This is a genomic window from uncultured Gemella sp., from assembly GCF_963515875.1.
Taxonomy (GTDB): Bacteria; Bacillota; Bacilli; order Staphylococcales; family Gemellaceae; genus Gemella.
Genome location: NZ_CAUPZX010000042.1, coordinates 1 through 15,612, shown reverse-complemented (window position 1 = coordinate 15,612; position 15,612 = coordinate 1). Strand labels below are relative to the sequence as shown.

The window sequence follows — 15,612 nt, the reverse complement described above, 5'->3', positions numbered from 1 at the left end:
TAGTAGTAAGTGAGAAAGATGAGCCGTTAAGAGAAGAAGCTTTACCAGAATTAGTAGTAAGTGAGAAAGATGAGCCGTTAAGAGAAGAAGCTTTACCAGAATTAGTGGTAAGTGAGAAAGGTGAGGCGTTAATTCAAGAAAGTGCACCAATAGGTAAAGTGGAAAATATTAGTGATGGTAAATCAGGTGTTGAAGTAGAATTATTTAATAATAAAATTGATAATATTTCATTAAATGTAAAAGCTGTTAAGGATGCTCAACAATTGAATAATATAAGTAAAGAATTATCTGTAGATAAGGATAAAGTGAGAATCCTAGATTTGAAATTATCTAAGGATAATAACGTAGTACATTTAAACAATGAAAGAATAGTTCGAATAGCTTTACTAGAAAATGAAAGTAGCGAGATTGAAATATATCATGTGGATAAAACTGGCAAGTTAACGTTGATTCCTTCAGAAGTAAATAACAAAGTAGTTCAATTCAATATTAATCATTTTAGTTTGTTTGCGATTGTTGATTTTAATAAAAAAGAGAAATCTAAAGAAAATAAATTATCAACCAATAATAATATTGAAGGTTTGGTGTCGTCACATTTGAAAAAAAATGACTCTGTTGAAACTAGAAAAGAAAATTCGGAAATTATTAGAAATAATATTGATGAAGCTAGTTATCGTTTAAATGATAATCTTGAAAAAATAAATATAAATACAATTCAAAATGAAAATGATTTAAATAGAAATAATAAACTTCATGAATATAGTTTAAAGAATAATGATACTACACAAAATATAGATAAATTAAGTAACAACTATGAGAAAAAAGAAGTTCTTCCAAAAACAGGTGAAACATCTTCTGAGCAAGGTATAGTTATAGCTGGGCTTGGATTAATGATAGGTCTTTTAGGTGTTAGAAGAAAGTACAGTAGTAAATAATAAAAAAAAGGAAGTACAAATGATTACAGAATCATTTGTACTTCTCTTTTTTATTTTTAATAAATTTTGATTAATTACTAAAAACGTTTTTCCATTCAGAGCGTTTTTCTAAGAATTTTTTAGCTTCCATCTGAGCTCCTTCTAAAGAGTGTGATGCAGCCCATCCACATTGTACTTCATTACAAGCTGGTACTTCAGTTGCTACTAGTACATCTTCAAGTGTTTTAGCAAGTGATTCTTCTACTTCTTCGTAACTATCGTTATTAATAACTGATAGATAGAAGCCAGTTTGGCATCCCATAGGACCGAAATCTAATACATTATCAAGATGATTTCTAATTAGTTCAGCTATTAAATGTTCTAATGAGTGAAGATTAGGCATTTCTAAGTGTTCTTTATTCGGCTGGCAAAATCTTATATCATATTTGTAAATTTTATCTCCATTATCACCAGAATATACACCAACTAATCTAATATATGGTGCAACAACTTTAGTGTGATCTAGGTTAAAGCTTTCAACGTTCATTTTCTTTTCTGTCATCGATATGTCTCCATTTCTGTAATTTAATTAGCAGATATAATTATACTATATTTTTAATAAATATAAAATCAATAAGAATAAAAACTGATGCTCGTGCGAACATCAGTTTTAAAGTTCTAAAATTATTTTTCTAAAGGAATAAGTTTATTCATTATTATTGCTACAATTGCGCCTACAGCAATAGGAGAACCTATTAAGTATTGAAGTAACTGAGGTGCGCTAGTTTTTAGTTCTGCTGGAATAAATAATAATCCAATTGTGAACATTAAAGGTACTCCAATAATGTATAATTCTCTTTCAGAGAAATCTAGATTCTTAACAACTCTAAATCCATTTAGTAGGATGATAATACAAACTACAGAGAAAACACCGCCAATAACAGCAGAAGGAATTGAATTAATAATTGCAGAAAGTTTCCCTAAGAATGATAATCCGATAAACCAGAATGAAGCCATTACAAATACTTTTCTACTAGCTACACCAGTAATAGAGATGATACCAGCATTTGTAGAATATCCTGTAACAGGTGTTGCACCTACAAGAGCTGCTGCTAAACATCCAATACCTTCACCGATAACTCCTTTATTCACTTGAGAATCGCTTAGAGGTTCATCTATAACTGAACTTACTGCATACCACGTACCAGTAGTTTCAGCTAAAAGAACCATATAGATTATAATCATTGTAATAATAGCAGAAATTTCAAAATGTATATTATAATCTAAAAATAGCAGTTTTGGCATTGAGAAAAAGCTAGCATCTTTAATTCCTTGAGTACTAAATCCTCCCATTAAATATGCTGAAAATGTTCCAACACCTAATGCGATAATTACTGATGAAATTTGTAATACTCTTTTAAATTTATTAACGTAATTTCCTAAAGTAGAAAATAGTATTAAAGAAGCAGCTGTTATGAAAGCTAATAGTACATTTTGTTTCATAGTTAATCCGTTACCTTCGATGTAGATATTACTAACAAATGCTGAAGGAAGTAGAGTTAATCCGACTATCATAATTATTGTTCCACTAACAATAGATGGAATATAATTTTTTACTATATATTTATAAATACCAGAATATCCAAGTAAGATTACTAATATTGCACCAACTATACTTGCACCAAGAACAGTTCCAAGATTTTTTGTTCCCATATATATACCAATAATAGCACCTAGTGGTATAAATGATGGACCTTGACAAACTGGTAATCTTAAATAAAATAATACCTGAATTAGCGATGCAATACCTGCACCAAGGAAAGTAGATTGAATAAGTCCAGTAGCATCACCAGGTGATAAAGCAAGTGCAGTTGCTAAAATGAAAGGCGGTACATAAACATCCATCGCTAGGACGTGCTGTAAACCTAAAATTAGGGATTGAGAAAATGGGATATTCTCTTCAACTCCTATAGTTAAATGATTCTTATTTTTTGACATAAAAACATTTCTCCTTAATTTTAATTATATGTTATTAATCTTTTTTTAGAATTTGTTTACCTTGAACCCAAACTTCTCTAATATTTTCTGATGTAGAAAGATATAATATTTTTTGAAGAAGGTGCTTATCTTCTTCATTATCTAAATATTTTGGAAGTTTGTTTCTAGGTGAATTAATATCAATTACTTGAAAGTCACAGATGTAACCCTCTTTAAAAATACCTAAAGGTAATTTCAAAGCCTCACCACCGCCCGTAGTGGCAAGATAAAAAGCTTCAAATACACTAACTCTTGCATTATTTGTTCCACGATTATCTGCATCAAGTTTATTATCTACTCCATCATTAAGCATTCTGCTAGCCATAACTGTATGCTTAATATTGTCATAAAGACTAGGTGAGAATCCACCAGATATGTCAGTACCTAGGCAAATACTTAAACCTTGTTTTTTTAGCTGACTAACAGGGAATACTGCGTTTGCAAAATATGAATTGGAAATAGGACAGTGACAGACTGAAGATTTTTTCTTTTTGAAAATATCTGTATCGTCTGAGTTAATAAAATTTCCATGAGCCATAATTGATTTATCAGTAAGTAAACCAAATTGGTCTAAGACTTCTGAATCTCTTTTTCCAAAACGTTCTATAACAAAATTATGTTCCCAATCACTCTCACTGCAGTGACTTTGAATATAACAGTTATATTTTTTTGCTAATTTTCCTAATTCAAGAAGTGCATTGTCAGTACAACTTGGAACAAAACGAGGAGTAATAACTGGATATACACCTTGAAAAACATCTTTTGCAAGTGTTCGTACATCTAGAATAAATTTTTCAGTATTTTCTATAGCTTCTTTTGTACTATTATCACGATAGAAATCAGGATTCATAGTCTTATCATCCATTACAACTTTACCGACAAACCCTCTTTGACCCAAATTAGCACAAATTTTTGCTAATTCGAGTGTTGCCTCATTATGGATAGTACCAAAGTACATTGCAGAAGTAGTACCATTAGCAAGTAATGTTTTTACTAAATCAGAATATACTTCTCGAGCGTAATCTAGATCTTGATATTTAGATTCTAAAGGGAATGTGAAATTATTTAACCAATAACTTAATTCGTCATCCAATGCGAGACCAGCTTGTGGCCATTGTGGAGCATGAATATGTAAATCAATAAATCCAGGTAAAAGAATTTTATCTTTGAAATCAAAGAAGTAATCATCTTTGGAGTGCTTATCTAATAATTCTAGATAATTCTCGTCATCCTGTTTAATAACTTTAGATATGATACCATCACTAGAAATAAAGACTAGAGCCTGTTTTAAAAATTCAATATCTCCATATTTAGGACTATGGAAAAAAGATGCTTTTATAATTTTTTTGTTATTCATATTTTCATTTCTCCTAAAGAATTTTCATAAATATAACATAGAAAACGAACATTGTCAATAATAAAAAACTATTTTAAATTTTTCTTTACAAAAAGACGAACGTTAAACTTGATTTTTAAATATAATAATTCGTAAAAAACGACGAAGAGAATATTCTTCGTCGTTTAAAATATAATTATTATCTAAATTCTTTTCTTTCTTTTGATACTAATGCTTTTACTCTATTTTGAGCTGTTTCTAAATAGCTTTCACCATTTTTTAGTAAATCACAAATAATGTTTGTAATTTCCACAAAATCTTCTTCAACATACCCCTTAGTTGTCATAGCGGCAGCTCCTAAACGTAGACCACTAGTTTTCATTGGAGGTAATGTATCAAATGGGATACCATTTTTATTACATGTAATTTTAGCTTTACTTAATAGATTACTAGCATCATGACCAGTAACGTTATAAGTAGAATACGTATCAATTAAACATAGGTGGTTATCACTACCATTAAATACAACTGGAATATTATTAACTTTAAATGCTTCTACCATAGCTTTCATATTTTTAACTACTTGTTGTTGATATACTTTGAATTCTGGTTTAAGTGCTTCTGCAAAACAAATCGCTTTGGCTGCTACTACATGCTCTAAAGGTCCTCCTTGTGCTCCAGGGAAAATCATCTTATTAATTTTAACTGCTATCTCTTCATTATTAGTAAGAATAATTCCACCACGAGGTCCTCTTAAAGTTTTGTGAGTAGTTGATGTAACAACGTCAGCATAAGGTACTGGATTTGGATGTAAGCCAGCAGCGACAAGACCAGCGATGTGAGCCATATCGACCATTAAGTAAGCACCTACTTCATCAGCAATTTCTCTAAATTTAGCAAAATCAATTACACGAGAGTATGCACTTGATCCAGCGATAATCATTTTTGGTTTGTGTTCTCTAGCAATTCGAAGTACTTCGTTATAGTCTATAAGATGAGTATCTTTATCTACACCATATGAAACCGCATTGAACAGTTTTCCTGAAAAGCTAACTTTACTACCGTGAGTTAGGTGACCACCAGCATCCATACTCATCCCTAAAACAGTATCACCAGGTGTTAATAAAGATAAGTAAACTGCGATGTTTGCACTTGATCCTGAGTGTGCTTGCACGTTTGCAAATTTTGCATCGTAAAGTTCTTTTAATCTATCTATTGCAAGAGATTCTATTTCGTCAATTACTTCACATCCATCATAGTATCTTTTTCCAGGATAACCTTCAGCGTATTTATTTGTTAAAATACTTCCTGTTGCTTTTAGAATGTCTTTAGAAACAAAGTTTTCACTTGCTATAAGTTCAATATTAGTATCTTGTCTATGTTGTTCTTTTTCAATAAGTTCAAAAATTTTATCCATAATGGTACTCCTTTTGTTTATAAAAATTAAGAAAAAAGAAATATTATAGTTTAAAATATAAGGGCTTAATAAAATAATAAGTATATAAAAAACTATGTTAACTATAAACATTGAAATGAATCTTTAAAAAGTTAAATGTTTATTAAATTTCTTTTACTCTATATTTTATAATGATAGCATATTATGATTATAAAATAAACTAAAAACTAAAAAAAATAGTCGAAATAATTAAAAAATATACTGAAGTATACATAAAATACGAATATTAGATTCAAATTAATAAAAATGTAGCATAGAATGTTATTTATAGGAGTATTTTGTTTTGAAATGTAAAAAATATTAATATAGTGATAGTTGGAGTTTGATAATTAAATTGGGAATCATTTGATAGTAAAAAAAATTGATTTTAATTAGTCTATACTTGAATTAGTAGAAATTATCTAATATTTATGCTATAATAATTAACGGAATACATCTGTATTACTATCGAACCAATTTTTAAGGAGAAAATTTTATATGCTTGTAGATAAACCATTAAAGCTGTTTTCATTGAATGCTAATATTCCATTAGCACAACAAGTAGCGAAGTCACTAGGAGTAGAACTAAGTAAATGTAGTGTGAAAAAATTCAGTGACGGAGAGGTTTCAATTAATATAGAGGAAAGTGTACGTGGTAGCGAAGTATTCGTACTACAATCTACTAGTGGTCCTGTAAATGACAATTTAATGACTTTATTGATTATGATAGATGCACTTAAACGTGCTTCAGTAGACACTATTAATGTTGTGATTCCTTATTACGGATATGCACGTCAAGATAGAAAAGCAAGAAGTCGTGAACCTATTACAGCTAAATTAGTTGCTAACTTATTAGAAGTAGCAGGAGCAGATCGTATAATTGCATTAGATCTTCATGCTCTTCAAATTCAAGGATTCTTTGATATTCCTGTGGATCATCTTATGGCCGTGCCAATTATTGCAAAATACTTTAAAGAAAAACTTCCAGATATGGAAGAAGTTGTTGTTGTATCACCAGATCACGGTGGCGTAACTCGTGCTAGAAAATTAGCCGACGCTTTAAATACACCAATCGCAATTATTGATAAAAGAAGACCAAAACCAAATGTTGCTGAAGTTATGAATATTGTAGGTAACATTGAAGGGAAAACTTGTATCCTTATAGATGATATTATTGATACAGCGGGTACTATTACTTTAGGAGCTCAAGCACTTAAAGATAGAGGAGCAAAAGAAGTTTATGCAAGTTGCTCACATGCCGTACTAAGTGGACAAGCATTAGATAGAATTGAAAATTCTCCAATTAAAGAATTAGTGTATGCTAACACAATTGATATACCAGAAGAGAAAAAACTAGATAAAATGGTGCCGTTATGTGTAGGTGATTTAATAGCTAAAGCTATTTATAAGATTCACAATAACGAACCAGTAAGTGTTCTTTTTGAATAATAATTAATTAAATTAAATAGATATTTAAAGAAGACAGCGGTGTCCGTTGTCTTCTTTAAGTCGTGAATTCGATAGTAAATAAATAAAGTGAGGATAAATTATGAAATTGATAGTTGGATTAGGAAATCCAGGAAAACAATATGAAAATACAAGACATAATATAGGATTTATGGTTCTTGATGAACTTGCAAAATCATGGAATGTAACTTTTGATAAAACAAAATTTAATGCAGAATATGCTATGACTTATCATAACGGAATTAAATATTTGTTGATTAAACCTACGACATATATGAATCTTTCAGGTGAAGCAGTAGGAAAGTTTTATGATTATTTTGAGATTGATATAGAAGACATCTTAGTAATTTATGATGATTTAGATACAAAAACTGCAAACTTTAAACTTAAAGCAAAAGGAAGTAGCGGTGGGCATAACGGAATTAAGAGCATCATAAGCCATTTAGGAACAGAAAAATTCAATAGACTCAAAATTGGTATAGATAGACCAACTCCACCTATGAAGGTTGTTGATTATGTATTAGGAAGATTTTCAAAAGATGAGATGAGTGAAATTGAAAAGATTTATTCTAAAAGTATAAATTGTATTGAAGATTTCTCAAAAATGAGTTTTGTGGATTTGATGAACAAATACAACTAGAATATTTGCAGAATAAATAAAAAAACTTATATTAAAACTTATAGATGCAGAGGTTTGTTGATAGCTAAATTTGCTTTATAAAAGATTTTAAGATATCTAATAAATTTTTGTGGGATTGATTTGACAAAATCGTTTTCTTCGAAATCACGATTTTTGAATTACTCCCTCTTTGCTATTATTTGTCGTAGAAAGGAGCGTATATGATTAAAGACTATCTTTTAGAAATTGTAGATTTACAATTTGAGAAAAAGTATAAAAACATAGGGATTTATGGACAAAATATAACAACACGTGCTTTGAAAATATATAATGAATATAAACAAAGTAATAAAACAGTTGTAGTTTTATCACAGAGTAAAGCAGAAGCTGAAGAGTTATTTACAATATTAAATGATTTTGAAAGTGAAACATACATTTATCCAGAAATTGACATATTAAAACGTCATACTTCTAAGAGTAATGATTTAGTTCAAAATTCGATAAAAGTTCTTGAGAACTTGGTAAATAATATACACAGTATAATTATTATTCCTATAGAAGCTATTTATAGAACTGTGAAAAAGCCTAGTGACTTTAAGAATAATAGCTTTGAAATTAGTGATGATACTATCATTAGCTTTGATGAGTTACAAAGTAAATTAGTAAATATGGGGTATCGTAGAGTTGAAAGTGTTGATGTAGTAGGGGAATTTTCTAAAAGAGGTAGTATAGTTGATATTTTTTCTCCTTTAAGTGAAAAGCCGATAAGGTTAGACTTCTTCGATGATGAGCTTGATAGTATGAGAACTTTTGATGAAATTACACAGAGATCGCTTGATAAAATCAATAGTACTGTTATTTATCCTACAAGTGATTTTTTCCTTACTTCTGAGGAGAAAGATTTAGTCGTAAAAAAAATACTGGCTAAATTAAATGATAAAAAGATAAAAGAAGATGCAAATTATCAAGAGATTAGTACTTATCTTCAAGAAAAAATAGAAATCTATAGAGCAACAGGAGATTTCAGTGATTTAGAGAGTTTTTCAAATTTTATATATGAAAATTCATTTAGTATTGTAGATTATTTAACGGAAGATACTATTATCTTCTATGACAATTATCATAAAATCATAGAAAAGATAGAAGGTCTAAGAGAGTACTTTTTAACAAGTCTGCAGGAAATAAACAAAAGTTATATCTATCAAGATGTAATAGATAATATAGCATTTGAAAAAATACAAAATTTAGATACTAGAAAATACTATTTATCTACTTTGAAATTAAATGATAAAATCATCGAGAAAAACTATAACATAGATATAATCGATTTAGCGTATTATTCAAGTGAGGAATATTTAGCTAAAGAAATCAGGGAGAAAATAACGGATAATTTTAAAGTAATTATCTCGTTAAATACACAAAAACAAAAAGATTATATTGAGAAAGTTCTATTCGATAATTATTTTTATGATGATATTTATTACGGTGTCAAAGAAGGTAAGATTTTTATTGATGTAAATAAATATCACCTTAAGGGGTTAGAGGATAGAAAGAATAAAATATTCTTACTTACGTCACGTGAACTGTTTACTGAAGAAGAGAGAAAAAAACGACGAGTAAAATTCAAATATACTAACTCAGAAAAAATACGAAATTACCAAGAGTTAAATATTGGTGATTATATTGTCCATATTAGCCATGGAATTGGACTTTATGAGGGGATAGAGAATGTCGAAGTAGGAGGAGTATATAAAGACTTCTTAAAGATTGTCTACGATGGTGGGGATATTATTTATGTAGATATAAATAATATGAACTATATTCAAAAATATACCGCTTCTACGGATAACAGAAAACCAGCTTTAAATAAACTTGGTACTAAAAATTGGCAAAAAACTAAGAATAAAGTTCGAAAAGAAATTGAAGATATTTCTGAGGACTTGATTAAACTATATATTAAACGTGAGTTAAGTTCGGGATATGCTTATAGTTTTGACGGTAGTATGCAGTCTGAATTTGAAGCTGATTTTGCGTATGTTCCAACTGAAGATCAAGTGAAAGCTACTGAAGAAATAAAAAGAGATATGGAAAAAGAACGACCGATGGATAGACTTCTTTGCGGAGATGTTGGATTCGGTAAGACGGAAGTTGCTATGAGGGTTGCATTTAAAGCTGTTACTGATAATAAGCAAGTCGCTGTTTTAGTACCGACAACGCTATTAGCCGAACAACACTATGATAATTTTGTAAGTAGATTTGCGAATTTTCCTGTTAATATAGAAGTTGTTAGTAGGTTCAAATCTGCAAAAGATATTACCGAAATTTGTAAGAAACTTGAAGAAGGTAAGATTGATATTATCGTTGGAACTCATAAGTTATTAAATGATAAGTTTAAGTACAAAGACTTAGGTTTATTAATAATAGATGAAGAGCAACGTTTTGGAGTTAAACATAAAGAAAAAATTAAACATCTTAAAAATACGGTAGATGTACTTACTCTTAGCGCTACTCCTATACCAAGAACACTGCATATGAGTTTAATTGGAATTAGGGACTTATCTGTAATAGAGACTCCACCTAGAGAACGTCAACCTATTCAAACCTTTGTAACAGCACAAAATAAAATGGTTATCAAAGAAGCGGTTATGAATGAGGTTAATCGCGGAGGTCAGGTATTCTATGTTTATAATAGAGTAGAAACAATCGACGAGAAGTACTTAGAACTAAAACGTTTATTGCCTGATATCAATATCGCTTATGCCCATGGTAGAATGAGTCAAAGAGAACTTGAGAATATTATGTCGGATGTTATCGATAGGAAATATGACATGTTAATATCGACGACTATTATTGAGACTGGTATAGATATTTCAAATGTAAATACTTTGATAGTAGAAGATGCTGATCGTTTTGGATTGAGTCAACTGTATCAACTTCGTGGACGAGTAGGACGTAGTAGTAGAGAAGCCTATGCGTACTTGATGTATGAACCGTTTAAATCATTAACAGAAAACTCGGAGAAAAGATTATCAGCGATTAAGAACTTTACATCTCTAGGAAGTGGATTTAAGATTGCTATGCAAGATTTATCTATTCGTGGAGCAGGTGATGTTCTAGGTGGAAGACAACATGGATTCATCGATTCGGTAGGTTATACGCTATATTCTCAAATGTTAGAACAAGAAATTCAAGCTAAAAAAGGAATTTTAGAACCTTTATTAGAGAAAGATAGAACACAGGATGTTAGTTACTATGAAAATATAATTAAAGAATCAGCTCCGAAAATTAAAAAAGATATTTTTGAAGTTGAGACTGATGATTTTGAAATCAAACTTAATGTAGATGCCTTTATTCCAAAAGAGTATATCTCTAGTGATGCTGATAAAATAGATTTCTATAAGAGATTGAATAGTGTTGTAAGTGATGAAGAAATAGAAAGTATCGTTGAAGATTTAATAGATAGATTCTCTGATTTTGGAGAAGAAGTAAATAATCTGATAGATATTTGTTATTTAAAAGTTATGGCAAAAAACACTATGGTAACTAGTATAAAAGAATTAGCGAATAAGGTAGTTATAACATTTGATAAAGATGTTATGAACAGTCTTAAAGGAAAAGAACTATTTACAGCTTTAACGCCGCATAAGGACACACGTATTGTTGCAAAAGATGGATTCTTCCTTGAGATTGATAAAAAAGAAAGATATAGCATCAGACGCATAAGAGAAATGTTGGCTATTGTGAATAATAATTTGGAGGCTGTACATGAGTAAACATAGATGTCCATGGGCAAAAGATCCTTTAGATATTGAATATCATGATAATGAATGGGGTAGAGAAACCCATGATGAACAGATGTTATTCGAATACTTAGTATTAGAGGGGATGCAAGCAGGATTAAGCTGGTCGCTAATATTAAAAAAACGTGAAAATTTTAAACGTGCTTTTGATAATTTTGACTATAATATTTGTGCAAATTATACAGACGAATATTTAGAATCATTAAGGGAAGATGAGAGTATTATAAGAAATAAGTTGAAAATCTATTCAGTTAGAAAAAATGCTCTAGCATTTATCAAAGTGCAAAAAGAGTTTGGAAGTTTTGACAAGTATATCTGGGGTTTTACAGATTATAAAAAAATCGATAACAAGTTAGAAAGTTACAAAGATGCTCCTAGTGAATCTGATTTGTCTATCAAGATAAGTAAAGATATGAAGAAAAGAGGATTTAGCTTTGTAGGAAGTACCATAATTTATAGTTATATGCAAGCTATTGGTATGATAAACGACCATGAAAAAAATTGTTTTTGTTATGAAAAATGTTGTTAAAAATGATATTAGATAGATTCAAAGGATGGTCTTTGTAATAGCGTATCTATTCAAATTTAGATATAACTTTACTTTGTAAGAAATAACGTCTATAATATATAAGAATGTTTAATTTTAAGATAGGATTTTATAAATGGATAAGAGAACTGTTAAAATTGAAGAAATAAAAGACAATGAGGTCTTTGTTAATATATTTTTAGAAGAAATAAAAAAAATACAAGAGATTCCAAAAATGCCGAAGTGTGAGTTCTTACATATTGGTGTAACGAGTACTACACAGGTATTAGGAGAAAAAATTGTAGATATTCTTGTTGTTGTTGAGAATTTACATGAGATAACAACATTTGATGAGAAAAGGTTAAATAATATAGGCTATCATAGAATAGCTCATAATGGATTAAAAGGTGTAATTAAGTACGCTAGAATAATTGATTATCTAACAATGAGCTATGATGTAGTACTAAATGTAGTCCAACGAGATACGGAAATACATAAAGATTTTATAAAAATTAAAGAAGTTTTTAATGATGAAGTTTTAAAGAATGAATATAATTCGTTTAAAATTAATAATAAAGAACTTTCGTTTAAAGATTATTCAACGAAAAAAGTAATATTTATAAATGATATGTTAAAAAGGATTGAAAATAATGATTAAAATAAACAATATTGAGGAGATTCTTGAAAATAGTGAAGTACTATATAATGAACCTCTAAGAAAATATAGTTTTACGAAAACAGGTGGGGACGCAGAAGTTTTAGTAAAAATAACAAATGAACAAGATTTACAAAATGTTATTAAATTTAGCAACGAAAACAACATAGAACTAACTATTTTAGGAAATGGTTCAAATGTGTTAATATCAGATAAAGGTATTGCAGGTATAGTAGTTATAACTAGTGATATGAATAAGATTGAATTATTAGATGGTGATGTTATTTCTTGTTATGCGGGATTAACTTTAAAAGAACTTACTGATTTTTGTATAGAAAATAACTTAACAAATCTTGAATTTTCATGTGGTATTCCGGGAAGTGTAGGTGGAGCAATCTTTATGAATGCTGGTGCATACGGCGGTGAGATGAAGGAAGTTGTTCAAAAAGTTGAACTTTTCACTAGAGATGGTGAAAAGAAAATATATACAAATGAACAGATGGAATTTTCATATAGACATTCTGTAATTCAAGAAACAAATGAAATCATTTCTAGAGTGTATTTCCAAATGAAAAAAGGAAATAAAGAAGAAATTATCTCTAAAGTAGAAGAATTGAATAAAATGCGTTCAGATAAGCAGCCTTTAGAATACCCTTCATGTGGATCTGTATTTAAACGACCAGAAGGATATTTCGCAGGAAAATTAATCCAAGATGCTGGGTTACAAGGATTAACTGTAGGTGGAGCACAAGTTTCAAAAAAACATGCAGGATTTATGGTTAATATAGATTCAGCAACTTGTGAGGATTATAAAAACTTAATTAAAGAAGTTCAACAAAAAGTATTAGAAGACTCTGGTGTTGAACTTGAATGCGAAGTTAAAATTTTAGGTGAGTAAAAAAGGAATGACTCTATAAAATCATGATTTCTTAAGAAATCGATTATGTTGAGTCATGCCTTTTTTTTATTTCAAATTATCTATAAATTTTTTATATTGTGCTAAATTTTGTTCATTTTTATTATTAGTTTTCGGGGTATAGAATGTTCTTCCTGCTAAATTATCTGGGAGATATTGCTGCTTAATATAACCTGTCGGATGACTGTGTGGATATTGATATCCGACTCCACGATTTAGTTTATCAGCACCGTAATAATGTGCATCTCTCAAATGATCAGGAATTATGAATTTTGGATTTGTTTTAGTTTCGTGTAGCGCATTGTCGATTGCCATATAAGCACTATTAGATTTTAACGAAAGGGCTAATTGGATAACCGCATTAGCTAAAGGTATTCTTGCTTCAGGTAATCCAAGCATTTTCGCACTTTCTATAGCGGCGTGAACAAAAGGTCCGATATTTGGATTAGCAAGACCAATATCTTCATAAGCTATGACGCTCATTCTTCTATAAATTGTATCTAAGTCTCCACTATCAATTAATAATGCTAAGTAGTATAGCGATGCATCTACATCACTTCCTCGTATAGACTTTTGAAAAGCGCTAATAATATCATAAAAAGCATCACCATCTTTGTCATATGCTTTGAATTTCCCTAGAGATAAGTTTAATAGCTTCTCTCTTGTGACAATTTCACCTTCATTTGATAAATTATACAAAATCTCAAAAGTATTTAACGAGAATCTTAAATCGCCAGAAGAGTTAAGAGAAATTGTTTTAAATACAGCATCTTCTATTTTTAACTCTTTAGGGAATATTTCTTTATTGTTTGATATTTTTTTTAGATATTTATAAATATCATCGTTTGAAACTTGTTGTAATTCAAAAATAATTAAACGTGATCTAATCGCTGGATTCACAGTATGATATGGATTGTTTGTTGTACATCCAATCACATAGATATTATCAAATTCGATTTCTGGAAGAAGTATATCTTGCATAGGTTTAGTTAATCTATGAAATTCATCAAGTAGTAAAATAACTTTTTTAAATCTTTTGGATTCTTCTATTACAGCAGCTAAGTCTTTTTTTGTACAATTCACAGCATTTAATATTTTGAATTTATAGTCTAGTTCATTAGCTAAAGCATTAGCGATTGAAGTCTTTCCTGTGCCAGGGGGACCATATAATATAAAAGAAAACATTTTTTTGCTTTCTACTATCTTAGTGAGAACTTTCCCATCGCCAATTAAATGATGCTGTCCGATTATGTCGTTTATTTTAGTAGGGCGTAATCTATTAATAAGGGTTTCCATGGTACCTCCTTTATAATTTTATGATTTATTTAATAGAATTTTAATTTATATGATAGTTCGCTCTATTTTGTTTATATTTATAAATGATGTGAGTTTATTTTATTAATTGCATTTTTTCAGAAATATAGGATATAATAAATTATAGATTGGATAACTTGTGAAGTATAAACGCTGGGTCCCAAAATGGGGTAGGTTAATAACCGAGCATTCCTATGTATCTGGGGTTATCTTTTTTTATACCTTTATTAAACTTTCTACAAAATTATGAGGATCTTTTTTTTATTTCAATAAGAATAAATTCAATAAATTGTTCGGAGTACTTATATTGTAGGTTTATTATATATTTCTAAACCTAGTATAAAAGCTTCTATATTTTTTTCAACAAATTTATTCTTTAACTTTTCCATTACCTTTAATCTCCCTAGTTATTAATTTGATTAATTCTAATCTTCTTTAATTATATCATAATTAGCATAGTTGTTGATAGGAAGTTTATCTTGGAGTGAGTCTAAGACAATAAAATTTTACATAAGTTGAAATTTATGGTAAAATAGATTAATCACAATTAGGGGATGTTTAGGATTCGACAGGGATGCTAGTCTTCTTGGTGG

General features: G+C 29.4%; 12 protein-coding genes. 7 read left to right on the top strand and 5 right to left on the bottom strand.

The genetic code is table 11. From position 1 onward, the window contains the following. Positions 1 to 935, top strand: a 935-nt coding sequence (locus tag RWL85_RS07155; RefSeq protein ID WP_314086546.1) for an LPXTG cell wall anchor domain-containing protein, incomplete at its 5' end; no start/stop codon positions are given. Between the two features lie 70 nt (positions 936 to 1,005). Here RWL85_RS07155 and RWL85_RS07150 read toward each other — a convergent pair. The 4 genes from RWL85_RS07150 to glyA all read right to left on the bottom strand — a co-directional run bounded on the left by RWL85_RS07150 (position 1,006) and on the right by glyA (position 5,704). Next, the gene (locus RWL85_RS07150; RefSeq protein WP_314086544.1) at positions 1,006 to 1,476 is read right to left on the bottom strand and encodes an S-ribosylhomocysteine lyase; all 471 of its coding nucleotides are present in this window, start codon (positions 1,474 to 1,476) and stop codon (positions 1,006 to 1,008) included. Positions 1,477 to 1,598: 122 nt separating this feature from the next. Beyond that, positions 1,599 to 2,912: a solute carrier family 23 protein gene (locus RWL85_RS07145; protein ID WP_314086541.1), complete on the bottom strand. Its 1,314-nt coding sequence runs from the start codon at positions 2,910 to 2,912 to the stop codon at positions 1,599 to 1,601. Positions 2,913 to 2,946: 34 nt separating this feature from the next. Further along, positions 2,947 to 4,308 (bottom strand): guanine deaminase, encoded by a 1,362-nt coding sequence (gene guaD / locus RWL85_RS07140; RefSeq protein ID WP_314086538.1) that lies wholly within the window; start codon positions 4,306 to 4,308, stop codon positions 2,947 to 2,949. Between the two features lie 178 nt (positions 4,309 to 4,486). Further along, positions 4,487 to 5,704: a serine hydroxymethyltransferase gene (gene glyA, locus RWL85_RS07135; protein ID WP_314086535.1), complete on the bottom strand. Its 1,218-nt coding sequence runs from the start codon at positions 5,702 to 5,704 to the stop codon at positions 4,487 to 4,489. A gap of 516 nt (positions 5,705 to 6,220) precedes the next feature. On the opposite strand from glyA, the gene RWL85_RS07130 reads away from it, so the two are divergent. The 6 genes from RWL85_RS07130 (at position 6,221) to murB (ending at position 13,687) form a co-directional block, all read left to right on the top strand. Further along, the gene (locus tag RWL85_RS07130) at positions 6,221 to 7,171 is read left to right on the top strand and encodes a ribose-phosphate diphosphokinase (RefSeq protein WP_314086532.1); all 951 of its coding nucleotides are present in this window, start codon (positions 6,221 to 6,223) and stop codon (positions 7,169 to 7,171) included. Between the two features lie 100 nt (positions 7,172 to 7,271). Beyond that, positions 7,272 to 7,829 carry an aminoacyl-tRNA hydrolase gene (gene pth / locus RWL85_RS07125; protein WP_314086529.1) on the top strand — a complete coding sequence of 186 codons (558 nt, stop codon included), beginning with the start codon at positions 7,272 to 7,274 and terminating at the stop codon, positions 7,827 to 7,829. A gap of 200 nt (positions 7,830 to 8,029) precedes the next feature. Then, complete coding sequence (mfd, locus tag RWL85_RS07120) at positions 8,030 to 11,581, top strand: transcription-repair coupling factor (protein ID WP_314086526.1); 3,552 nt, start codon at positions 8,030 to 8,032, stop codon at positions 11,579 to 11,581. Continuing rightward, on the top strand, positions 11,574 to 12,137 hold the full coding sequence (locus RWL85_RS07115) for a DNA-3-methyladenine glycosylase I (protein ID WP_314086523.1): 564 nt from the start codon (positions 11,574 to 11,576) through the stop codon (positions 12,135 to 12,137). Before mfd ends, RWL85_RS07115 begins: the two co-directional genes overlap by 8 nt. Before the next feature lie 133 nt (positions 12,138 to 12,270). Continuing rightward, complete coding sequence (locus tag RWL85_RS07110) at positions 12,271 to 12,792, top strand: GrpB family protein (RefSeq protein ID WP_314086521.1); 522 nt, start codon at positions 12,271 to 12,273, stop codon at positions 12,790 to 12,792. Next, positions 12,785 to 13,687 carry a UDP-N-acetylmuramate dehydrogenase gene (murB, locus tag RWL85_RS07105; protein WP_314086519.1) on the top strand — a complete coding sequence of 301 codons (903 nt, stop codon included), beginning with the start codon at positions 12,785 to 12,787 and terminating at the stop codon, positions 13,685 to 13,687. Before RWL85_RS07110 ends, murB begins: the two co-directional genes overlap by 8 nt. A 66-nt stretch (positions 13,688 to 13,753) precedes the next feature. Here the strand turns inward: murB and RWL85_RS07100 are convergent, their stop codons facing one another. Then, a complete protein-coding gene (locus tag RWL85_RS07100; RefSeq protein ID WP_314086516.1) occupies positions 13,754 to 15,001 on the bottom strand; it encodes a replication-associated recombination protein A in 1,248 nt (415 codons plus the stop codon). Positions 15,002 to 15,612: the final 611 nt, after the last annotated feature.